Here is a 21,679-nt window from a genome sequence, read left to right on the forward strand (position 1 = left end):
TAGGAGCGGTCATCGGCCGCGAAAGGGCGCCGCCGATGCCTGGACAAACAAAAGGCCGCATACGCGGCCTTTTGTTCAAACATCCATCACCTCAATACTTGGTGATGTCCGCCTTGGTTTCCAGCAACTTGCGATACGCGGCAAAATCCTGCTGCCCCATGCGCGACGCCAGGAACCGGCGATACTGGGTCTTCTCTTCATCGCTGGGTGCTGCCGCCTCGTTCACGCCGTCCAGGCGCAGAATCACGAAGCTGCCATCCTTGAGCGACACACTGGTGAATTCGGGCTTCTCCTTGGCTTGTGGCTTGGGCATGCGGAACAGCGCCTGCAGCTCGGCCGGCTCGATGCCGTCCTGACCGCGGGTAACCGCCTCCAGCACTTTCCACGACTGCCCGTCCTGACGGGCCGCCAACGGCACCTTGCCGTCACGCAAACCGGCCAGCAACGCTTCGCCCTTGGCCTTCACCTGGGCTGCAGCGTGCTGCTTGGCCAACTCGGTACGGATCGGCCCGGATACGGCTTCCAGCGGCAGCTGCGCAGGCTTGCGATGCTCCTTCACACGCACCACGACCATGGTTTCCGGATCCAGCTCGAGCGCAGCGCTGTTGGAACCCTCTTCCAGCACTTCGGGGCTGAACGCAGCCTGGACCACCGCGCGACTCGCCGTGACGCCCTGGCTGCCGCCGTCCCTGCCGAATGGCTCGGAGGTCTGCACCTTGAGGCCCAGCTCCTGGGCCGGCTGACCGAGGTCGGAGGCTTCGAACGCCGAGTCTTCCAACTGCTTGGTGGCGGTGACGAAGCGCTGTTCCACTTCCTGGGTCTTGAGGTCGCTGGTGAGCTTGGCCTTGAGGCTGGCAAAGGTCGGTACGTCCGGCGCCTGCACGTCTTCGAGCTTGATCAGGTGCCAGCCGAAATCGGTGCGCACCGGCGCCGACACCTGGCCCTTGCTCAAGGCATTGAGCGCCGTTTCGAACGCCGGGTCGTACACGCCATTGCCGGCGAAGCCGAGATCGCCGCCATTGTTGGCCGAGCCTGGGTCCTGTGAGACTTCCTTGGCCAGCTTGGCAAAGTCCTCGCCCTTTTCCAGGCGCGCCTGGACTTCCTCGATCCTGGCCTTGGCCTGCGCGTCATCGAGCTTGTCGTTGACTTCGATCAGGATGTGCGCGGCACGGCGCTGCTCGGACAGGTTGGCGATCTCTTTCTGGTAGGCGTCCTGGAGATCCTCGTCCTTCACGGTGATCTGGTCGAAGAACGAAGACTTCTTCAATTCGACATAGTCGATGACCACCTGATCGGGACTCATGAACTCCTTGGCGTGCTCGTCGTAGTGCGCCTTGATCTCCTCGTCGGTCACCTTGGTCGCCGACGGGTCAGCCTTGAAGGTCAACGAAGCGAAATCGCGGGTCTGCTTCTCGAGACGGGCGAAAGCAGCAACCTGCTCGTCGGTCACGAAGCTGCTGCCTGCCAGGCCGGCGCGCAGCTGGCTGATGAGCATCTCTTCGGAAAGCATCTGGCGGAACTGCAAACGGCCATAACCCATCTGGCGGATGACCTGGTCGAAACGTTCGGCGCTGAACTTGCCGTCAACCTGGAATTCCGGTGTCTGCAGCATGATCTGGTCGAGCGCGCCTTCGGAGAAGGCGAACTTGGCGTCATGTGCGCCTTGCAGCAGCAACTTGCGGTCGATCAGGCCCTTGAGGGCCGCTTCGCGCAGCATCTTGTCGTCGAGCAGGGCCGGATCGAAATCCTTGCCCAGCTGTTGCATCAGCTGGCGACGTTGCATCTCGGTGGCCTGGCTGAGCTCGTTCAAGGTGATCTCGTCACCGTTGACCTTGGCAGCGTCCTGGCTGTGGCTGGCGGCCTGGAAGATCGCGTCGAAACCGGTAAGCGCCATCAACACGATGATCAAACCGATGATGGTCTTGGCAATCCAGCCCTGGGAGTTATCCCTGATGTTCTGCAGCATGCATCCCCCGAAAACGGTCGTACAGATAGAGCGACCGCGGAGAGTAATAGGAATCCGGATAGAAGAAAGGCGCATCCGAGGATGCGCCTTCTCGTAACTCGCGGAGCTTGCTCAGCTCCACTCCTGTTGCCGGCATGGCCTGGCAGCAGGCAGCAAAGGCGTGGCCGAAGCTTAGTTGACAGCTTCTTTCAGGGCTTTACCGGCTTTGAAGCTGGGCTTCTTGGCAGCCGCGATTTCCAGCGCCTTGCCGGTTTGCGGGTTGCGACCGGTGCGCGCCGGGCGATCAGTCACGGAGAACGTACCGAAACCTACCAACACAACCGAATCACCGGATTTAAGGGCGCCCGTAACGGATTCGATCACGGCGTCCAGCGCCTTGCCAGCTGTAGCCTTGGAGATATCAGCAGATGCGGCGATTGCGTCAATCAGTTCCGACTTGTTCACTATAAGTCCCCTTATATCGATATTTTGAGTTGTTTCTAAGTATGTGGTGAAACGTGCGCCGGGTGGCTGTCGAGACAGCAAGTGCCGCTTTATAACAAGGGCTCTAAAAAACTGTCAAGAAAGCCACCCAGTCAAATCAAGGCTCAATGCGTGCTGATTCGTTCCTTGGAATCGGTATCGCGTTTCTCATCCTTGGCGACAATCTCGGGAGCCACATCGGGCAAGGGCTCAGGCGCGTATTGCAGCGCAATTTGCAGGACTTCGTCAATCCATTTAACAGGTTTAATCTGCAGATCCTGCTTGATATTGTCGGGAATTTCCTTGAGATCGCGCACGTTTTCTTCAGGGATGATTACAGTCTTGATTCCACCACGATGCGCCGCCAGCAACTTCTCTTTGAGGCCACCGATGGCCAATACTTGGCCACGCAGGGTGATCTCGCCGGTCATGGCGACATCGGCGCGCACCGGAATCTTGGTCAGTGCCGAGACCAGCGCAGTGCACATGCCCACACCTGCACTCGGACCGTCCTTGGGCGTGGCGCCTTCGGGCATGTGGATATGCGTGTCGTGCTTCTCATGGAAGTCCGGCGCGATACCCAGGCTCTTGGCGCGGCTGCGTACCACCGTCTGCGCCGCCGTGATGGACTCGACCATCACGTCACCCAGCGAACCGGTCTTGATCAGCTGGCCCTTGCCGGGAACCACGGCAGCCTCGATGGTCAGCAACTCGCCGCCCACCTGAGTCCAGGCAAGGCCGGTGACCTGACCCACCTGGTCCTGCTGCTCGGCCAGGCCGTAGCGGAACTTGCGCACGCCCAGCAAGTGCTCCAGCGATTCGGCGGTGACCTTGACGGTGAATTTCTTCAGGTGTGCATGTTCCTTAACCACCTTGCGGCAGATCTTGGCGATCTGACGCTCCAGGCCTCGCACGCCCGCTTCGCGGGTGTAGTAGCGAATGATATCGCGGATCGCCTCGACGTCGATCTCGACTTCGGTCTTTTTCAAGCCGTTGGCTTCGATCTGCTTGGGCGACAGGTACTTGATCGCGATGTTGATCTTCTCGTCTTCGGTGTAGCCGGGCAGACGGATCACTTCCATCCGGTCGAGCAACGCCGGCGGAATGTTCATCGAGTTCGAGGTGCACAGGAACATCACGTCGGAAAGGTCGTAGTCGACTTCCAGGTAGTGATCGTTGAAATTATGGTTCTGCTCTGGATCGAGCACTTCCAGCAGCGCCGAGGCCGGATCGCCGCGCATGTCGCTGCCCATCTTGTCGATCTCGTCGAGCAGGAACAGCGGATTGCGGACACCCACCTTGGTCATCTTCTGAATCAGACGACCAGGCATCGAACCGATGTAGGTACGACGGTGACCGCGAATCTCGGCTTCGTCGCGAACACCGCCCAAGGCCATGCGCACGAACTTGCGGTTGGTGGCATGGGCGATGGATTCGGCCAGGGAGGTCTTGCCCACACCGGGAGGCCCGACCAGGCACAGCACCGGGCCACGGATTTTCTTCACGCGCTTCTGCACGGCGAGGTATTCGAGGATGCGTTCCTTGACCTCTTCGAGCCCGTAGTGATCGGCATCCAGAATGCTTTCGGCGCGTGCCAGGTCGAGGCGCACCTTGCTCTGCGCCTGCCAAGGCACCTGCACCAGCCAGTCGATGTAAGTCCGCACCACCGTTGCTTCTGCAGACATCGGCGACATCTGCTTGAGCTTGTTCAACTCGGCCGTGGCCTTGGCCAGGGCGTCCTTGGGCAGGCCCGCCGCGTCGATGCGCTTTTTCAGCTCTTCGACTTCGTTGTGCCCTTCCTCGCCATCGCCCAGCTCTTTCTGAATGGCCTTCATCTGCTCGTTCAGATAGTACTCGCGCTGGCTGCGCTCCATCTGCTTCTTGACCCGCCCGCGAATGCGCTTCTCGACCTGCAGCAGGTCGATCTCGGCATCCAGCAGTGCCAGTACGTGTTCGACACGCGCCGGCAACTCGATGATCTCGAGGATCTCCTGCTTCTGTTCGATTTTCAGCGCCATGTGCGCGGCCATGGTGTCGACCAAGCGGCCAGGCTCATCGATGCTGTTCAGCGAGGACAGCACCTCGGCAGGGACCTTCTTGCCCAACTGCACGTACTGCTCGAACTGACCCAGCAGCGTGCGCACGAACACTTCGGACTCGCGATCCGGCGCATCGACTTCGTCGATCAATTGCACTTCGGCGCGAACGTGGCCGTTGATCTCCAGGAACTGCTCGACGCTGCCGCGCTGCTCGCCTTCGACCAGCACCTTGACGGTGCCGTCAGGCAGCTTGAGCAGCTGCAGAACGGTGGCAACGGTACCAACACGGTACAGGGCGTCCTCACCTGGATCATCATCGGCGGGATTCTTCTGCGCGAGCAAAAGGATCTGCTTTTCGCCAGACATCGCCGCCTCGAGGGCTTCGATGGACTTCTCACGACCCACAAACAGCGGGATAACCATATGCGGATAGACGACGACATCACGCAATGGCAGGAGAGGCAATTCGATGGTTGTCTTCATGATTTCGCCTCTACAGCGGCCCCGAAGGCCGTAAACAGATGGAATTGAGCATGCCTTCAATGTGGGGGCTCGCCCCGCAAAAAACAAGTTCACTGTCTGAAAAACGAAAGGGGCCCGTAGGCCCCTTCCTTGTTCCAGCTCAGATTGTCGATCAGGCGTCGGGTGCAGCCTTCGCCGGCGGCTCGCTGTTTTCGTAGATCAACAGCGGCTTGGACGTCCCTTCGATCACGCTCTCATCGATGACCACTTTGCTTACATCGGTCTGCGAAGGAATTTCATACATGGTGTCGAGCAGAACGCCTTCGAGAATCGAGCGCAAGCCTCGCGCACCGGTCTTGCGCTCGAGCGCACGACGGGCAACCGACTTCAAGGCGTCGCTGCGGAACTCGAGATCCACACCTTCCATTTCGAACAACTTGCCGTACTGCTTGGTCAGCGCGTTCTTCGGTTCGGTAAGGATCTGGATCAGTGCCGCTTCGTCCAGTTCGTCCAGCGTTGCCAGAACCGGCAGACGACCGACGAACTCGGGGATCAGCCCGAACTTGACCAGATCGTCCGGCTCCACTTCACGCAGCGACTCGCCGACCTTCTTGCCTTCCTGCTTGCTGCGCACCTGGGCACCGAAACCGATACCACCCTGGGTGGAGCGATTCTGGATGACTTTTTCCAGGCCGGAAAATGCACCACCACAGATGAACAGGATGTTGCGCGTGTCGACCTGCAGAAACTCCTGCTGAGGATGCTTGCGACCACCTTGCGGCGGTACCGAGGCCACGGTGCCCTCGATCAGCTTCAACAGCGCCTGCTGCACGCCTTCGCCCGAAACGTCACGGGTGATGGACGGGTTGTCCGACTTGCGCGAAATCTTGTCGATTTCGTCGATGTAGACGATGCCCATCTGGGCTTTCTCTACGTCGTAGTCGCACTTCTGCAGCAGCTTCTGGATGATGTTCTCGACGTCCTCCCCCACGTAACCGGCTTCGGTCAGGGTGGTGGCATCGGCGATGGTGAACGGCACGTTGAGCAGGCGAGCCAGTGTTTCAGCCAGCAAGGTCTTGCCCGAACCGGTCGGGCCGATCAGCAGGATGTTGCTCTTGCCAAGCTCGACGTCGTCGTTCTTCTTGTCACGCTGGTTCAGGCGCTTGTAGTGGTTGTACACCGCTACCGCCAAAACCTTCTTCGCGCGCTCCTGGCCAATCACGTACTGATCCAGGATGCCGCTTATTTCTTTGGGCGAGGGCAATTTATGCGCGCTGCTCTCGGCCTGGGCTTCCTGCACCTCCTCGCGGATGATGTCGTTGCACAGGTCGACGCACTCGTCGCAGATAAAGACCGAGGGGCCGGCAATCAATTTGCGCACTTCATGCTGGCTTTTGCCACAGAAGGAGCAATAGAGCAGCTTGTTGCCGTTGTCCTCGCCGTTGCGGGTGTCAGTCATTCGATCGATCCAAATCCGATAGGCTTGCAACACAAGATGAAGGCTATTGCGGGCTTTTTCAAGCCCACAGGTGGCTGACATGGCCACCACCCCCATCTGGCTGCTTAGGCGGGCAAGTTGCGCTTGGACATCACAGAGTCGATCAAACCGTAATCGACCGCACGCTCGGCGCTCATGAAATTGTCGCGGTTGGTGTCCTTCTCGATGGTCTCGATGCTCTGGCCGGTGTGGTGCGCCAGCAGCGAATTGAGACGCTCGCGAATGAACAGGATTTCCTTGGCATGGATCTCGATGTCCGAGGCCTGGCCCTGGAAACCGCCCAGCGGCTGGTGAATCATCATGCGCGAGTTGGGCAGGCAGTGACGCTTGCCCGCGGCGCCACCGGCAAGCAGGAACGCGCCCATGCTGCAGGCCTGGCCGATGCAGGTGGTGGACACGTCCGGCTTGATGAACTGCATGGTGTCGTAGATCGACATCCCTGCCGTCACCGACCCGCCTGGTGAGTTGATGTAGAGATGGATGTCCTTGTCCGGGTTTTCCGCCTCAAGGAACAGCAACTGCGCGGCGACGAGGTTGGCCATGTAGTCTTCCACAGGGCCGATCAGGAAGATCACTCGTTCCTTGAGCAGGCGCGAGTAGATGTCGTACGCACGTTCGCCACGAGCCGATTGCTCGATAACCATCGGGACCAGGCCGCCTGCGGCCTGGATGTCAGAGCTCTGCTGAATATAAGAATTGCGGGACATGTCTCGCACTCACTCCCAAATAGTCATGTCTTGAATACGCATAAGCCAGCGCGAAGGCTGGCTTATGGTGTTTTCGAACCTCAGAGAACGATCACTCGGCTTGTGCTGCTTCCGCCGGCTTGACCGCTTCTTCGTAAGAGACCGACTTGTCGGTCACCTTGGCTTTCTGCAGAACAGTATCCACAACTTGTTCTTCCAGCACAACCGAACGGACTTCGTTCAGCTGCTCATCATTTTTGTAGTACCACGATACAACTTGCTCAGGCTCCTGGTAGGCCGAGGCCATTTCCTGGATCAGCTCGCGCACGCGTGCTTCGTCCGGCTTGAGTTCGTTCTGCTTGACCACTTCGGCAACGATCAGGCCCAGCACGACGCGACGCTTGGCTTGCTCGGTGAACAGCTCGGCCGGCAATTGGTCAGGCTTGATGTTGCCGCCAAACTGCTGCACGGCTTGAACGCGCAGACGGTCGACTTCGTTGTCGAGCAGCGCCTTGGGCACTTCGATCGGGTTGGTCGATACCAGACCGTCCATGACCTGATTCTTGATCTTGGCCTTGATTGCCTGACGCAGCTCGCGCTCCATGTTCTTGCGAACTTCGGCGCGGAAGCCGTCGAGACCGGTTTCCTTGATGCCGAACTGGCCGAAGAACTCTTCGTTCAGCTCTGGCAGTTTGGCTTCGGAAACGCTGTTGACGGTGACGGTGAACTCGGCGGCCTTGCCGGCCAGCTCGAGGTTCTGGTAGTCCTCGGGGAAGCTCAGGTTCAGGACCTTCTCTTCACCGGCCTTGGCGCCGACCAGGCCGTCTTCGAAACCAGGAATCATGCGGCCCGAACCCAGAACCAGCTGGGTACCTTTGGCGGAACCACCGGAGAACTCTTCGCCTTCGATCTTGCCGACGAAGTCGATGTTCAGCTGGTCTTCGGTCTGCGCGGCGCGATCGGTCTGCTCGTAGCGTACGTTCTGCTTGCGCAGCACTTCGAGCATGTTGTCCAGGTCGCTGTCGGCGACGTCGGCGCTCAGACGCTCGACTTCGATGCTGTCGAACGCGCCGACTTCGAACTCGGGGAACACTTCGAAGGTGGCGATGTATTCCAGGTCCTTGCCCTTCTCGAACACTTTCGGCTCGACGGCGGGTGCGCCGGCTGGATTGAGCTTCTGCTCGACCACGGCTTCATAGAAGGAAGCCTGGATGACGTTGCCCAGGGCTTCCTGGCGCGCGTCAGCCTCGTAGCGCTGACGGATGACGCTCATAGGCACCTTGCCTGGACGGAAGCCCGGGATCTTGGCGTTACGGGCGGTCTGTTGCAGACGCTTGTTGACTTCGGCCTCGATGCGCTCGGCGGGAACGCCGATGGTCATGCGGCGCTCGAGAGCGGAAGTGTTTTCAACAGAAACTTGCATGGATTTTCCTCGTTGCACAGACGTTAGCCGGCCATTTCCGACCCCAGATCAAGGGCAAGCATTCTAGAGGCTCGAACTCAAGAAGTCACCCTATGCACATGGATGCGCACAAAGTCGCTGAAGAAACCGTCAAACGGCAGCAAAAGAAGGCTGGCCCAGGCCTGCAAATGCCCTGACGGACAAGTTTTGCAAGATAATCTCAGGCTCGCTGGTATCCTATGCAAAGGATAAAGCCATTACCTTGCACTTCCACGTGGAGATCTCGGCCATTCTGTCGCTTCCCGTAGCAACCTCTATTCTTGCAGGACCCTCATGGCCATAAGCCCTGACACGCCGGTCTCCCTCGCCAATTGCGAGGACGAGCCCATTCATCGGCCCGGGGCCATTCAGCCTCACGGCGCGCTGATCGCACTGGACGGCGAAGGTCGCGTGCTGACTCGCAGCGCCAACCTGATGGCCATCACCGGATTGGATGTATTGCCGGGCACTACCCCGAACAGCGAACTGCTGGGTGCCGATGCCCTGGCCTTGATCGCCGAGGGCCTTGCCAGCAGTGATCACTGGGCGAACAGCGTCGAGAGCGTCCTGCTCGGCCGCCTGTTCGACGTGGTTGCCCATCGCCATCTGCAGGTCCTGTACCTAGAGTTCGAACCGCGTCGCACCGCCAGCGGCTCGTTCAGCCAGTTCGCCCTGTACGCGCAGCGCATCATCAGCCAGATGCAGAACCGCCATGACATCGACGCACTGCTGAGCCGTGTGACGGCTGAGATCCGCAACATGACAGGTTTTGACCGGGTCATGGCCTACCGCTTTCGCCCCGACCTGTCTGGCGAAGTCATCGCCGAGGCCCACCGCGAAGACCTCGAGAGCTACCTGGGCCAGCGCTACCCGGCATCGGACATCCCTGCCCAGGCACGCCTGCTTTATATACTCAACCCGATTCGCCTGATCGCCGACGTGGCCTATGCGCCAGCGCCGTTGACGCCGTCCTTGGATCCACGGACCGGCCAGCCGTTCGACCTCAGCTTCAGCACCCTGCGCAGCGTTTCGCCGATTCACTGCGAATACCTGACCAACATGGGCGTGCGCGCCTCGATGAGCGTGTCGATCGTCGTCGGCGGCAAGCTGTGGGGGCTGTTCTCCTGCCATCACATGGCACCCAAGACGATGGCGCATCCATTGCGCATGTCTTTTCAGGTCATCTCGCAGGTGTGCAGCGCGCTGGTCGAGCGGTTGGAGCACAACCTGGCCACCCAGACCTTGAAGCAGGCGAGCGACCAGCAACAAAAACTCATGACCCTGGCGCGCGACTCCGAAGACCTGGTCAGTGCATTGGCGGGCGAGCCGGACAACATTGCCGCGCTGATACCCTGCGATGGCGCCGCAGTGGTCATGTCGGGTCGCACCCAAAGCATCGGCGGGCACTTCGACCCACTGTGTCGCCAGGTGCTGGAGCACGTCGAGCAGGACCCGAACCTCGAGGTCTTCCACACCGACAATTGGCAGGGTTCGGAAAGCGAACGCAATACCAGCGGCTACTGCGGCATTCTGGCGGTCCGTTTCCATCGCCAGGAATCGGGCTGGGTGATGTGGCTGCGCAAGGAAGAAATCAACAATGTGCGCTGGGGCGGCAAGCCGGAGAAAATCATCAAGGTCGGGCCGTCCGGGCCACGCCTGACGCCACGGGGCTCCTTCGAGGCTTGGGAAGAAGTGGTGCGTGGGCGTTCGGCCAACTGGGGCGATACCGATATCACCATTGCCGAGAAGCTGCGACGCGACCTGGTCGAATTGTGCCTGAGCCGTGCCAGCGAGATCGATGGCATGCGTCAGCGCCTGATCGCCATGCTCGGCCATGACCTGCGCAATCCGCTGCAGTCGATTTCCATGGCTGCGGCCATGTTGTCCTCGAGCGAGACGCGCGACACCGAACTGCGCAAGCACATCAGCCACTCCAGTGGTCGCATGGAACGCCTGATCAGCCAGATCCTTGAGATGAGCCGCCTGCAGTCCGGCCTCGGCATCATGGTCAATCGGGTTGAAACCGATCTGTCGGCGCTGGTCGAAAGCATCGTCGATGAGACAGCGGTGGCTTTCCCTGGCCTGACCATCGAGGCACGCATCCAACCGGATGTGCGCGCCATGGTCGATCCGGACCGCTACGCGCAGGTCATCACCAACCTGCTGGGCAACGCCCGCTACCATGGCACGCCGGATACGCCGGTACTGATCAGCTTGAGCACGGAGCAAAACAACACGCGGCTGTCGGTCCTCAACCAGACCACCCCGGTGGCCCCCGAGCGCCTGTCGACGCTGTTCCAGCCGTTCAAGCCGCACAGCAGTGAAAACCTGCGCAACAAGAACGGCCTGGGGATCGGGCTGTACATTTCTCAGGCCATCGCAGTTGCGCACAGTGGCAACCTGAGCGTCGAGCAGAACGGCAATGTCATCACCTTCAGCATGGTCCAGCCCGTGGAGGCGTGACTCGTCGACTGAAACGCAGACACGAAAAAGCCGCCCGAAGGCGGCTTTCACGTTGCGCAGCAGGCCTAGGCCTGACTGTACGGGTTGGTGCGGACGAAGAGACTCGAACTCTTACACCTTGCGGCGCTGGAACCTAAATCCAGTGTGTCTACCAATTCCACCACGTCCGCGTGTAGCTTTTAAAGCAAAGGCGCCGGATCGGTAAGAATCGGGCGCCTTTCGGAATATGGGGTGGACGATGGGGATCGAACCCACGACAACAGGAGTCACAATCCTGTGCTCTACCAACTGAGCTACGCCCACCATATTGCGTTTACTGCGTTACTTGTGCCAAAGCTGCCTAATGGCGCACCCGGCAGGACTCGAACCTGCGACCATCCGCTTAGAAGGCGGATGCTCTATCCAGCTGAGCTACGGGCGCTTTTGAGTCTGTAGTCCTTGCAGATTACAAATCCAGAGCTTCAGTCGGTGATGACAAACAAGCCTTGAAACCGCCTGTTTTGCTCTACCTTCTTCACCAGTGCTAGGCCCTGCCCGACAAGTGCGACGAATGTTATAGGCGAGCCTTGGGGTCGTCAACTCTTTTTTGAAAAAAATTCATTTAATTAAAGGGCTTAGGAGGTTTCGCGAAGCAAGCGCCTTTGCCCTGGGCGTGCGACATGCGAGAATGCGCACACATTTTCATTCCTTTTCGATGGTTAATCACGCGTCATGACTGCACAACTTATCGACGGCAAGACGATCGCCGCCAACCTGCGTCGGCAGATCGCTCATCAGGTTGCCGAGCGTCGTCGGCAAGGCCTGCGCACGCCGGGCCTTGCGGTGATTCTGGTGGGTACCGACCCCGCTTCCCAGGTCTATGTTTCGCACAAGCGCAAGGACTGCGAGGAAGTCGGTTTCGTTTCCCGGGCCTTCGACCTGCCGAGCACCACCTCGCAGATTGAGCTCGAGACGCTGATCGACACGCTCAATGCCGACACCGAGATCGACGGCATTCTGTTGCAGTTGCCGCTGCCCGAGCATCTGGACGCCTCGCTGCTGCTCGAGCGCATCCGTCCGGACAAGGACGTCGATGGTTTCCATCCCTATAACGTCGGCCGCCTGGCCCAGCGCATTCCGTTGCTGCGTCCGTGCACGCCCAAGGGCATCATGGCCCTGCTGGAAAGCACTGGCCAGGATCTGTATGGCATGGACGCGGTAGTGGTGGGTGCCTCCAACATCGTTGGCCGACCGATGGCCATGGAGTTGCTGCTGGCAGGCTGCACCGTGACCGTGACCCATCGGTTCACCAAGGACCTGGCAGGCCACGTGGGCCGCGCCGATCTGGTGGTGGTTGCCGCGGGCAAGCCAGGGCTGGTGAAGGGCGAATGGATCAAGGAAGGTGCGATCGTGATCGACGTGGGCATCAACCGTCAGGCCGATGGCAAGCTGGTGGGCGACGTGGTGTATGACACCGCCCTGCCCCGTGCCGGCTGGATCACTCCAGTCCCAGGCGGCGTAGGTCCGATGACCCGCGCCTGCCTGCTGGAAAACACCCTGTATGCAGCAGAAACGCTGCACCAGTGATGTAAACCCTGATGCGCGCTGTATCCGATGCACCGCAGCGCGGCTATCGCGGCCGCTGACCGCGCCTGCGGGGGTATCCATCTTCCGTAGGAGCGGCCTGTGGCCGCGAAAAGGACAGCGCGGTGTGGCAGGCCAATCGCAGCGCGGCTTTCGCGGCCGCTGACCGCACCTGCGGCTACTTTCTCGCGTCCTCCCACGACTTGACCAGTTCGGCGTAGCCCACGGTCTGACCTTGCGGTTTTTCGTTGGCCAGTTTGGGCTTGGGTGCGCCGGGCTGGTCGAACCAGTACTGGGCGTCGCGCTCGGGGTTCATCTTCGGCCCGCACACGGGTTGCACCTTGCTGCGCTCCAGGCGGGTCATGATCGCGTCCTGATCCTTGGCCAGGCCATCGAGCGCCTGCTGTGGGGTCTTCTCGCCGCTGGCTGCCTCGGAAATGTGGCTCCACCACAACTGCGCCAGACGCGGATAGTCAGGCACGTTGGTGCCGGTCGGGGTCCACTGCACGCGAGCGGGGCTTCGGTAGAATTCCACCAGACCACCCAGCTTTGGCGCCAGATCGGTCATGGCCTGGGAATTGATGTCCGATTCGCGAATCGGCGTCAGGCCGACGATGGTCTTTTTCAGCGACACCGTCTTCGACGTCACGAACTGCGCGTACAGCCAGGCTGCCAGGCGCTGCTTCTCGGGCGTCGACTTGAGGAAGGTCCAGGCGCCGGTGTCCTGATACCCCAGCTTCATGCCCTCCTCCCAGTACGGGCCCTTGGGCGAAGGTGCCATGCGCCATTTCGGCGTGCCATCGCCATTCATCACCGGCAGGCCAGGCTTGGTCATGTCGGCAGTGAACGCGGTGTACCAGAAGATCTGCTGGGCGATGTTGCCCTGGGCCGGTACCGGGCCGGATTCGGAGAAGGTCATGCCCTGAGCTTCGGGCGGTGCGTAGGCACGCATCCAGTCGACGTATTTCTGCGTCGCATAGACCGCCGCCGGGCCGTTGGTATCGCCGCCACGGGTCACGCTGGAACCCACCGGATGGCAGTCCTCCACGCGAATCCCCCACTCGTCCACCGGCAAGCCGTTGGGCAGGCCCTTGTCGCCACCGCCAGCCATGGAGAACCAGGCATCGGTGAAACGCCAACCCAGCGAGGGGTCTTTCTTGCCGTAGTCCATATGCCCGTAGATGCGCTTGCCGTCGATTTCCTTGACGTCCTCGGAGAAGAATTTGGCGATGTCCTCGTAGGCCGACCAGTTGACCGGGACACCCAGCTCGTAGCCGTAGATTTCCTTGAATTTCTTCTTCAACTCGGGGCGTTCGAACCAGTCGGCACGAAACCAGTACAGGTTGGCGAATTGCTGGTCGGGCAGTTGATAGACCTTGCCGTCGGGCGCGGTGGTGAATGAGATGCCGATGAAATCCTTGAGGTCGAGGGTCGGCGAGGTGGCCTTCTTGCCCTCGGGGCTGGCCATCATGTCGGTGATCGATTCGCTCTTGCCGTAGCGAAAGTGGGTGCCGATCAGATCCGAGTCGTTCACCCAGCCGTCATAGATGTTCTTGTCCGACTGCATCTGCGTCTGCAGCTTCTCGACCACATCGCCTTCCTGCAACAGATCATGGGTGAGCTTTATCCCGGTGATCTCGCTGAACGCCTTGGCCAGTGTCTTGGCTTCGTATTCATGGGTGGTGAGGGTTTCGGACACCACGTTGATGCTCATGCCGCGGAACGGCTTGGCTGCCTCGATGAACCACTGCATCTCCGCCATCTGCTGCTCGGGCGTGAGGGTGGATGGCTTGAATTCGGCTCCCACCCATTTCTTCGCCGCGTCTTCATAGGCATCCGCCCATGCCGCGGCGCTTAGCCCCGCGCACGCCAGCGCGGTCGCCAGGGCAATGCTATGTCGCAGTTTGTTGTTGTTCTTGTACATAGTGACCTCCTGTTTGGAATTTTTGCGTTGCGCAGATCCGCATGGCTCAGCCCCAACGCACTACCGCCAGCAACCACACCAGGGACAGCGCCGAGGCAACCCAGATGCTCCAGTCGGTAACGCCGATCACCAGCAGGTGCAGGTAGGCGCTACCGAGAAGACCGATGAACAACCGATCGCCGCGAGTGGTCGCGATCGGCAGGAACCCGCGCCGCTCGGTGCAGGGCGAGCGCAATTCGTAGAACGTCATGCCAGCGAGCAACAGCGCGATGGCGCCGAAGAACAGGGCAGTCGGTAGAGTCCAGGCCATCCACTCCATCACAGGCTCCTCATACGCGGCCCAGGGCGAAGCCCTTGGCCACATGGTTGCGAACGAACCAGATCACCAGCATGCCGGGCACGATGGTCAGTACGCCTGCCGCAGCCAGCACACCCCAGTCGATGCCCGAGGCTGAAACGGTACGAGTCATCACCGCTGCGATCGGCTTGGCATTGACCGAAGTCAGGGTGCGCGCCAGCAGCAATTCCACCCACGAGAACATGAAGCAGAAAAAGGCCGTTACACCGATCCCCGAGCCAATCAGCGGCATGAAGATCTTCACGAAGAATTTCGGAAAGCTGTAGCCATCGATGTAGGCGGTTTCGTCGATCTCCTTCGGCACGCCGGACATGAAGCCTTCGAGAATCCACACCGCCAGCGGTACGTTGAACAGGCAGTGCGCGAGCGCGACGGCGATGTGCGTGTCGAACAGGCCGATGGATGAGTACAGCTGGAAGAACGGCAGCAGGAACACCGCAGGCGGCGCCATGCGGTTGGTCAGCAGCCAGAAGAACAGGTGCTTGTCGCCTAGAAAGCGGTAACGCGAAAACGCATAGGCCGCCGGCAGCGCGACGCTGAGCGAGATCAGCGTGTTGAGGCTCACGTAGTACAGCGAATTGATATAGCCGGTGTACCAGCTGGGATCGGTGAAGATCACCCGATAGTTGGCCAGGGTGAATTCGTGGGGAAACAGGGTCAGCCCGCCGAGGATTTCACCGTTGCTCTTGAACGACATGTTCAGCAACCAGTAGATGGGCACCAGCAAAAACAAGATGTACAGGAGCAGGGGGATCAGTTTGCGTTTGCTCATGGCTGCCTCAACCTTGCTTGTCGTTGTGGGTCATGGCGGTATAGAACAGCCATGACACCAGCAGGATGATCAGGAAGTACACCAGCGAGAAGGCCGCGGCCGGGCCCAGGTCGAACTGACCCACGGCCATCTGCGTCAGGGTCTGGCTGAGGAAAGTGGTGGCATTGCCCGGGCCGCCACCGGTCAGCACGAAGGGTTCGGTGTAGATCATGAAGCTGTCCATGAAGCGCAGCATGACCGCGATCAGCAGCACGCTTTTCATCTTCGGCAACTGGATGTGCCGGAACACCGCCCAGTTCGAGGCGCGGTCGATACGCGCCGCCTGGTAGTACACGTCGGGGATGGCGCGCAGGCCCGAATAGCACAGCAGCGCCACCAGCGAAGTCCAGTGCCACACATCCATGACCAGCACCGTGACCCAGGCGTCCACGGTGTTGGACGCATAGTTGTAGCTGATGCCCATGGCGTTGAGCGTGTAGCCCAGCAAGCCGATGTCGGCGCGGCCGAAGATCTGCCAGATGGTGCCTACCACGTTCCACGGAATCAGCAGCGGAATGGCCATGACGATCAGACACAGCGACGACCAGCGGCCCTTGGCCGGCATGGTCAGGGCGATGGCGATGCCCAGGGGTATCTCGATCAGCAGCACGCAGCCCGAATAGATGAACTGGCGCAGCAGCGAATCGTGCAGGCGCGGGTCCTGCAGGACCTGGCGGTACCAGTCGGCGCCAACGAAGTAGCGGCTGGACTGGTCGAAGATGTCCTGCACCGAATAGTTGACCACGGTCATCATCGGAATCACGGCGCTGAACGCCACCAGCAGGAACACCGGCAGCACCAGCCACCAGGCCTTGTTGTTCTGAACCTTGTTCATGGCTTCACCTCCAGCAGGCGGTCATCGGCATAGACCATCAGCCACTGCGCGGGAAAGCTGATGAACACCGTGCCCTCGGGCACGGTGCGGTCCTCGGGCAAACGCACCTTGAAGGTCTGGCCGCCGAGCAGCAGGGTGAGGATCTTGTAGGTGCCCAGGTCTTCCAGATGGACCCGTTCGCTGTGCAGGGCCGCCTCGAAGCCTTCGTCCCAGACCCGGATGAACTCGGGACGGATGCCGATCTGCAGGCGTTGCCAGCCGCCCTGGGCAACGCGCGCCTGCAAGGCCTCCGACAAGGGCACATGAATGCCGCCGAAACCGACCCCGCCACGCTCGGGCTGGACATCGACGAGGTTCATGCCGGGGCTGCCGATGAAGTAGCCGACGAAGGTGTGCGCCGGTCGCTCGAACAGCTCGCGCGGGGTGCCGAACTGGACGATCTGACCGCCGTACATGACCGCGATCTTGTCGGCGAAGGTGGATGCCTCGAGCTGGTCGTGGGTGACGTAGACCATGGTGATGTTGAACTGCTCGTGGATCTGCTTGAGCTTGCGCCGCAGTTTCCATTTCAGGTGCGGGTCGATGACCGTCAGCGGTTCATCGAAGAGGATCGCCGAGACGTCGTCGCGTACCAGGCCACGGCCCATCGACACCTTTTGCTTCTCGTCGGCGCTGAGGTTGCGCGCCTTGCGCTGCAGCAGGCGCTGCAGATCGAGCACTTCGGCCACTTCCTGCACCCGAGCGTGAACCTGCTCCTCGGACTTGCCCTGGTTGCGCAAGGGGAATGCCAGGTTGTCGAATACCGTCATGGTGTCGTACACCACCGGGAACTGGAACACCTGGGCGATGTTGCGCTGCTCGGGCGGCAGTTCGTTGACCACTTTGCCGTCGAACAGCACCTGCCCGTGGGACGGGCTGAGCAACCCGGAAATGATGTTGAGCAAGGTCGATTTGCCGCACCCGGACGGGCCGAGCAAGGCGTAGGCGCCGCCCTGCTCCCAGATGTGATCCATCTCGCGGATGGCATAGTCTTCGGGCCCCGCCGGGTGGGCGCTGTAGCTGTGGGCCAGGTGCTGCAAACGTATCTCGGCCATCAGGCAGCCCTCGCTACACGCAGGCCGGGGGCCTGGACCAGTTGCCCGTCGAGCTGGAACACGAACAGCTTGTGGGTCGGGATGTACACCGGGATGGCTGCGTCCACCGCATAGTCGTGAACGCCCGGCAGGTGCAGCACCAGCGAAAAGTACTCGTTGCGTACGTGCAGGAAGGTTTCCGAGCCGCTGATTTCCGCAAGTTCCACGGTGACCGCCAGCTCCAGGTCATCGTCGTTGCTGGGTGTCAGGCCGATGTGGCTGGGTCGTACGCCGAAGCGGTAATCGCCATCGGGGACCCCGGACAGGTCGAGATTGCGGGCGAAGTGCACGAAGTTGGCGAAGCTGACCTCCTGGCCACCGATGCGACCTTCGATCAGGTTGATCGGCGGTTCGGAAAACAGCTCGGCCGCCAGCACCGTGGCTGGCCGGTGGTAGACCTCCGGCGTTCTGCCACTCTGGATCACCCGCCCCTCGTGAAGAATGGTGGTGGTGCCGCCCAACGCCAGGGCTTCGTTGGGCTCGGTGGTGGCGTACACGGCAATGGTATGGCGGGTCAGGAACAGTTCACGCATTTCGAAACGAAGTTCTTCGCGCAGCTTGTAGTCCAGGTTCACCAGCGGTTCGTCGAACAGGATCAGCTCGGCATCCTTGACCAGCGCGCGCGCCATGGCCGTACGCTGCTGCTGGCCGCCGGACAATTCCAGCGGGTGGCGCTTGAGGAACGGCTCGATACGCAACATGCGTGCGGTCTGCAACACGCGCTCCTCGATCTGCTCGCGGGCCATGCCTGCCTGGCGCAACGGCGAGGCAATGTTGTCGAAGACGGTCATGGTCGGGTAGTTGATGAACTGCTGATAGACCATGGAGACGTTGCGCTGGCGCACCGGTTTGCCGGTCACGTCCACACCGTTCATCAACACCCGGCCCTGGTCAGGTTTGTCCAGGCCGGCCATCAGGCGCATCAAGCTGGTCTTGCCGGACAACGTGCGCCCCAGGAGGACATTGAACGAACCGGGTTCCAGCACCAGCGATGCATTGTCGATGTACAGCTGGTTTTCCACACGACGAGTGACCTGCTCGAGCACAAGGGACATGGCGGCGCCTTTTTTATTATTGGAAGCGGTTGCGGCTTCGCATCGGTACGATTGCTGGCAAACCCAGAGCGATAAGCGTGCCAATTGCCGCCAGTCAAGGCTGAAAGCGCCAGCCAAACGGTTCGAGGGTATGTGTCACAGGCAAGCGGGGTTCATCACTGAACAAAAATGAACGCCTGGCGCATTGACAATGAACAACCGTGAACAACACTGCATGAACAAAAACAACAAGGCCGCGTGCCGGGATACTCGAACCATGTCCGTATCCAATCCAATGCTTGCCCATGACCGGCTCATCCACGACTCCTGGGCACGCTGTCGCGAAGCGGGGCTTGAGCACCATCACGCGCCGCGCTTCGAGCCGCTGCCACGGGCCGCGCTGCAACAGATGCTCGAACGCCACCAGGCGCTGCTGCACACCACCCATCGCGAGGTGTTGCCCTACTACGAACACATCCTGGGCAATTCGCGCTGCCTGATTCGGCTGGCCGACCCGCAGGCGCGCGTGCTCAGGTCGTGGGGAGAGCAGCCGGGCGCTACCCACAGCCATGCAGGTTTCGACCCCGGCGCGTCCTGGCTGGAAACGTCGGCCGGGACCAATCCGATCGGCACTGCGCTGGCCTGCCGCCAGGCCGTGCACGTCGAGCCCGACGAGCACTTTCTGCTTGCCAACCGCTTGATGAACGGCTCGGCGTCACCGATCTTCGACGCGCAACGGCGAATGGTCGCGGTGCTGGACGTTTCCAGCGACAGTCACCTGCCGCCTTCGCACACGCTCGGGCTGGTGAAGATGATGAGCCAGACGGTGGAGAATCGTCTGATTCTCGAGGCTTTTGCCGACCGGCATCACCAATTGATCTTCAATACCGGAGTCAACAATCTCGACAGTCAATGGGCCGGACTGCTGGTGTTCGACGACAACGGTCACGTGCTGGCGGCCAATCGTCGTGCCGACAGCCTGCTGGGTGTCGAGCTTCCGGGGTTGACCGTGCAGCAGGTGTTCCGACTGACGCCGCAGGCACTGCTCGACCACCCGCCGGAGCGCACGTTCGCCCTGCAACCGCCAGGGCGCAACCGGTTGCAGTGTCTGCTCAAGAAGCCGGTTTTACCGTGCCCGGCGCCGGCTGCAGCGCACCGTGGCACCGACCCGCGCCTGGACAAAGCCATGCAGCAGGGTCTGCGCCTGTTGGAAAAGGACGTGCCGTTGCTGCTGCGCGGCGACACCGGTACCGGCAAGGAAGTGCTGGTCAAGGCCCTGCACCGGGCCAGCAGCCGCGCGTCGTGCCCGCTGATTGCGGTCAACTGTGCGGCGATTCCCGCCGAGCTGGTGGAGTCGGAACTGTTCGGCTACGAGCGTGGTGCCTTCACCGGTGCCAGCCAGAAGGGCAGCCCTGGCCTGGTGCGCAAGGCCGACAAGGGCATTCTGTTCCTCGACGAGATCGGCGACATGCCGTTGCCGACCCAGGCGCGGCTGCTGCGCGTATTGCAGGAGCGCTGCATCCAGCCGCTGGGCTGTGGCGACCCGATACCGGTCGACATTCGTCTGATTTCCGCGACCCATGAGGATCTGCGCCAGCGGGTGCAGGCCGGCTTGTTCCGCGAAGACCTCTACTACCGCCTGGCTGGCATGACCCTGCACCTGCCGACCCTGCACGCGCGCAGCGACAAGCGCGAGCTCATCGAACAGGTGTGGGAGTCGCACCGCGAACCCCAGCAGAGCGCCGGTTTCAGCGCCGAGGTGTGGGCCGCATTCATGGCCCACCCATGGCCTGGCAACGTGCGTCAGTTGTCTGCGGTGGTCAAGGTCGCGCTGGTACTGGCCGATGAGGAGCTGATAGGCCTGGACCATCTGCCCGATGATTTTCTTCGCGAGGCGAGCCAGCTGCCGGCGCAGGAACAGGCCTTGCCGCGCCCGCTGCTGACCTTGGCCAAGGTCAGTGACCTGGGCGAACTGCTGCAGGCCAGCGACGGCAACATCTCGCGCCTGGCCAGGCGCCTGGGAGTCAGCCGCAATACGCTTTACAAGCGTCTGCGCGAACAGGGGCACGCCGGGCACGGCGGCCCTTCAGACCTTGCCGAAGGTCTGCGAGGGCCTGCGCAGGGTCGGGTCGAAGGGGTTCAGACGTGGGCCGATGGCAGCAGCTTCGCGCTTGAGCAGTTCGACCACGGTGGGTAGACGGTCGGGGCCAAGTCGATCGCTGATGGTGGCTACACTGAGGGCCGCCACCGCGTGGCCGTTGCGGTCGAGTATCGGCACCGCCAGGCCCGCCATGCCGGGCAGCACCCCGGTGTTGCGCGCGGCATAGCCAAGCTTGCGCACGCTGTCGACTTCCGAACGCAACAGCACCTCGTCGTACAGGTGCAGGTCCCTGAGCCGGGGCAGGTTGTAGTGGATCACGGTTTCGCGCTCGTCTTCGGGCAGGAACGCGAGGATCGCCAGGCTGCCTTGCCCTACCCCCAGCGCAACGCGGCCACCGATGTCGCCGGTGAAGGTGCGTATCGGGTAGGGCCCTTCGCTGCGGTCCAGGCAGATGGCATCGAAACCACTGCGCGCCAGCAGAAACAGCGAGTCACCCAAAGACGCCGACAGCCGCAGCAGGCTGGGGCGCGCCAGCTCGCGCAGGTTGCTGCCATTGCCGGCGCGGGCGGCCAGGGCGAAGAACTCCAGGCTCAGCCGATAGCGCTTGCTGCGTACATCCTGCTCGACCATGCCCTCCTCTACCAGCCCGCGCAACAGGCGGTGCGTAGTGGGTTGCGACAGGCCGATGCGCTCGGCGAGCTGGATGACGCGCTCGCCCTCGGTGGGCGCTGCCGACAATCCACGCAATACGGCAAACAACCGGGAGACACCGCCTGTACCTGGTTCTGAATTCCGCTCAGTGGAATCGTTACTCATATTTTATTCATCCGATTTCATTGAAAGGATTAATCCGAAAATAACCATCCGCTCAGTGAAATAAGCGCTTTCGCCATCCTAGTCTTC

Annotated in this window: 15 protein-coding genes, 3 tRNA genes and 1 pseudogene; 3 read left to right on the top strand and 16 right to left on the bottom strand. The window is 61.1% G+C overall.

Annotated features, from left to right (window positions below; genetic code table 11):
• Positions 1-91: 91 nt before the first annotated feature.
• From ONG87_RS13605 to tig, 6 genes are all read right to left on the bottom strand, one after another.
• Positions 92-1,966: a SurA N-terminal domain-containing protein gene (locus tag ONG87_RS13605; RefSeq protein WP_264381432.1), complete on the bottom strand. Its 1,875-nt coding sequence runs from the start codon at positions 1,964-1,966 to the stop codon at positions 92-94.
• 171 nt (positions 1,967-2,137) lie between these two features.
• The gene (locus tag ONG87_RS13610; protein ID WP_049858847.1) at positions 2,138-2,410 is read right to left on the bottom strand and encodes an HU family DNA-binding protein; all 273 of its coding nucleotides are present in this window, start codon (positions 2,408-2,410) and stop codon (positions 2,138-2,140) included.
• Positions 2,411-2,553: 143 nt separating this feature from the next.
• A complete protein-coding gene (lon, locus tag ONG87_RS13615; protein ID WP_192058147.1) occupies positions 2,554-4,950 on the bottom strand; it encodes an endopeptidase La in 2,397 nt (798 codons plus the stop codon).
• Between the two features lie 151 nt (positions 4,951-5,101).
• Positions 5,102-6,388 carry an ATP-dependent Clp protease ATP-binding subunit ClpX gene (clpX, locus tag ONG87_RS13620; protein WP_122476011.1) on the bottom strand — a complete coding sequence of 429 codons (1,287 nt, stop codon included), beginning with the start codon at positions 6,386-6,388 and terminating at the stop codon, positions 5,102-5,104.
• Between the two features lie 104 nt (positions 6,389-6,492).
• Complete coding sequence (clpP, locus tag ONG87_RS13625) at positions 6,493-7,134, bottom strand: ATP-dependent Clp endopeptidase proteolytic subunit ClpP (RefSeq protein ID WP_122476013.1); 642 nt, start codon at positions 7,132-7,134, stop codon at positions 6,493-6,495.
• Between the two features lie 91 nt (positions 7,135-7,225).
• Positions 7,226-8,536, bottom strand: coding sequence for a trigger factor (gene tig, locus ONG87_RS13630; protein ID WP_192102324.1), 1,311 nt, complete (start codon positions 8,534-8,536; stop codon positions 7,226-7,228).
• Positions 8,537-8,848: 312 nt separating this feature from the next.
• Here tig and ONG87_RS13635 point away from each other — a divergent pair, with 312 nt between their 5' ends.
• Entirely contained in the window at positions 8,849-11,017 is a 2,169-nt protein-coding gene (locus ONG87_RS13635) for a GAF domain-containing protein (RefSeq protein ID WP_192053282.1), read from the top strand.
• 85 nt (positions 11,018-11,102) lie between these two features.
• Here the strand turns inward: ONG87_RS13635 and ONG87_RS13640 are convergent.
• The 3 genes from ONG87_RS13640 to ONG87_RS13650 form a co-directional block, all read right to left on the bottom strand.
• A tRNA-Leu gene (locus tag ONG87_RS13640) sits at positions 11,103-11,187 on the bottom strand.
• Positions 11,188-11,244: 57 nt separating this feature from the next.
• Positions 11,245-11,320, bottom strand: a tRNA-His gene (locus ONG87_RS13645).
• A gap of 41 nt (positions 11,321-11,361) precedes the next feature.
• Positions 11,362-11,438, bottom strand: a tRNA-Arg gene (locus ONG87_RS13650).
• Positions 11,439-11,728: 290 nt separating this feature from the next.
• Between ONG87_RS13650 and folD the strand changes: the two genes are divergently transcribed.
• On the top strand, positions 11,729-12,583 hold the full coding sequence (folD, locus tag ONG87_RS13655; protein ID WP_122476016.1) for a bifunctional methylenetetrahydrofolate dehydrogenase/methenyltetrahydrofolate cyclohydrolase FolD: 855 nt from the start codon (positions 11,729-11,731) through the stop codon (positions 12,581-12,583).
• Between the two features lie 175 nt (positions 12,584-12,758).
• Here the strand turns inward: folD and ONG87_RS13660 are convergent, their stop codons facing one another.
• The 6 genes from ONG87_RS13660 to ONG87_RS13685 are packed head-to-tail and all read right to left on the bottom strand — an operon-like array spanning position 12,759 to position 18,696.
• Positions 12,759-14,504, bottom strand: a complete 1,746-nt coding sequence (locus ONG87_RS13660; protein WP_122713755.1) for an ABC transporter substrate-binding protein — start codon at positions 14,502-14,504, stop codon at positions 12,759-12,761.
• Positions 14,505-14,550: 46 nt separating this feature from the next.
• Entirely contained in the window at positions 14,551-14,823 is a 273-nt protein-coding gene (locus ONG87_RS13665; protein ID WP_122713756.1) for a DUF2160 domain-containing protein, read from the bottom strand.
• Positions 14,824-14,833: 10 nt separating this feature from the next.
• Entirely contained in the window at positions 14,834-15,634 is an 801-nt protein-coding gene (locus ONG87_RS13670) for a carbohydrate ABC transporter permease (RefSeq protein WP_122476020.1), read from the bottom strand.
• Positions 15,635-15,641: 7 nt separating this feature from the next.
• Entirely contained in the window at positions 15,642-16,508 is an 867-nt protein-coding gene (locus ONG87_RS13675) for a carbohydrate ABC transporter permease (protein ID WP_122476022.1), read from the bottom strand.
• Entirely contained in the window at positions 16,505-17,602 is a 1,098-nt protein-coding gene (locus ONG87_RS13680) for an ABC transporter ATP-binding protein (RefSeq protein ID WP_122476023.1), read from the bottom strand. Before ONG87_RS13680 ends, ONG87_RS13675 begins: the two co-directional genes overlap by 4 nt.
• The gene (locus ONG87_RS13685) at positions 17,602-18,696 is read right to left on the bottom strand and encodes an ABC transporter ATP-binding protein (protein ID WP_122476025.1); all 1,095 of its coding nucleotides are present in this window, start codon (positions 18,694-18,696) and stop codon (positions 17,602-17,604) included. The genes ONG87_RS13680 and ONG87_RS13685 overlap by 1 nt, the downstream gene beginning before the upstream one ends.
• Positions 18,697-18,952: 256 nt before the next feature.
• Here ONG87_RS13685 and ONG87_RS13690 point away from each other — a divergent pair.
• Positions 18,953-20,737: pseudogene (locus ONG87_RS13690) on the top strand (sigma-54-dependent Fis family transcriptional regulator); the annotation flags it as partial.
• Positions 20,738-20,761: 24 nt separating this feature from the next.
• Here the strand turns inward: ONG87_RS13690 and ONG87_RS13695 are convergent.
• On the bottom strand, positions 20,762-21,592 hold the full coding sequence (locus ONG87_RS13695) for an IclR family transcriptional regulator (protein ID WP_264381433.1): 831 nt from the start codon (positions 21,590-21,592) through the stop codon (positions 20,762-20,764).
• Positions 21,593-21,679: the final 87 nt, after the last annotated feature.

Source organism: Pseudomonas sp. MM227 (assembly GCF_947090715.1).
Classification (GTDB): Bacteria; Pseudomonadota; Gammaproteobacteria; order Pseudomonadales; family Pseudomonadaceae; genus Aquipseudomonas; species Aquipseudomonas baltica.

Bases quoted from the DNA above. Each gene is read 5' to 3' on its own strand.
- ONG87_RS13670 (WP_122476020.1), bottom strand. From the start codon at position 15,634: ATGAGCAAACGCAAACTGATCCCCCTGCTCCTGTACATCTTGTTTTTG.
- ONG87_RS13635 (WP_192053282.1), top strand. From the start codon at position 8,849: ATGGCCATAAGCCCTGACACGCCGGTCTCCCTCGCCAATTGCGAGGAC.
- ONG87_RS13665 (WP_122713756.1), bottom strand. From the start codon at position 14,823: ATGGAGTGGATGGCCTGGACTCTACCGACTGCCCTGTTCTTCGGCGCC.
- ONG87_RS13680 (WP_122476023.1), bottom strand. From the start codon at position 17,602: ATGGCCGAGATACGTTTGCAGCACCTGGCCCACAGCTACAGCGCCCAC.
- ONG87_RS13695 (WP_264381433.1), bottom strand. From the start codon at position 21,592: ATGAGTAACGATTCCACTGAGCGGAATTCAGAACCAGGTACAGGCGGT.
- ONG87_RS13660 (WP_122713755.1), bottom strand. From the start codon at position 14,504: ATGTACAAGAACAACAACAAACTGCGACATAGCATTGCCCTGGCGACC.
- clpX (WP_122476011.1), bottom strand. From the start codon at position 6,388: ATGACTGACACCCGCAACGGCGAGGACAACGGCAACAAGCTGCTCTAT.
- ONG87_RS13675 (WP_122476022.1), bottom strand. From the start codon at position 16,508: ATGAACAAGGTTCAGAACAACAAGGCCTGGTGGCTGGTGCTGCCGGTG.
- ONG87_RS13605 (WP_264381432.1), bottom strand. From the start codon at position 1,966: ATGCTGCAGAACATCAGGGATAACTCCCAGGGCTGGATTGCCAAGACC.
- clpP (WP_122476013.1), bottom strand. From the start codon at position 7,134: ATGTCCCGCAATTCTTATATTCAGCAGAGCTCTGACATCCAGGCCGCA.
- ONG87_RS13685 (WP_122476025.1), bottom strand. From the start codon at position 18,696: ATGTCCCTTGTGCTCGAGCAGGTCACTCGTCGTGTGGAAAACCAGCTG.
- lon (WP_192058147.1), bottom strand. From the start codon at position 4,950: ATGAAGACAACCATCGAATTGCCTCTCCTGCCATTGCGTGATGTCGTC.
- folD (WP_122476016.1), top strand. From the start codon at position 11,729: ATGACTGCACAACTTATCGACGGCAAGACGATCGCCGCCAACCTGCGT.
- tig (WP_192102324.1), bottom strand. From the start codon at position 8,536: ATGCAAGTTTCTGTTGAAAACACTTCCGCTCTCGAGCGCCGCATGACC.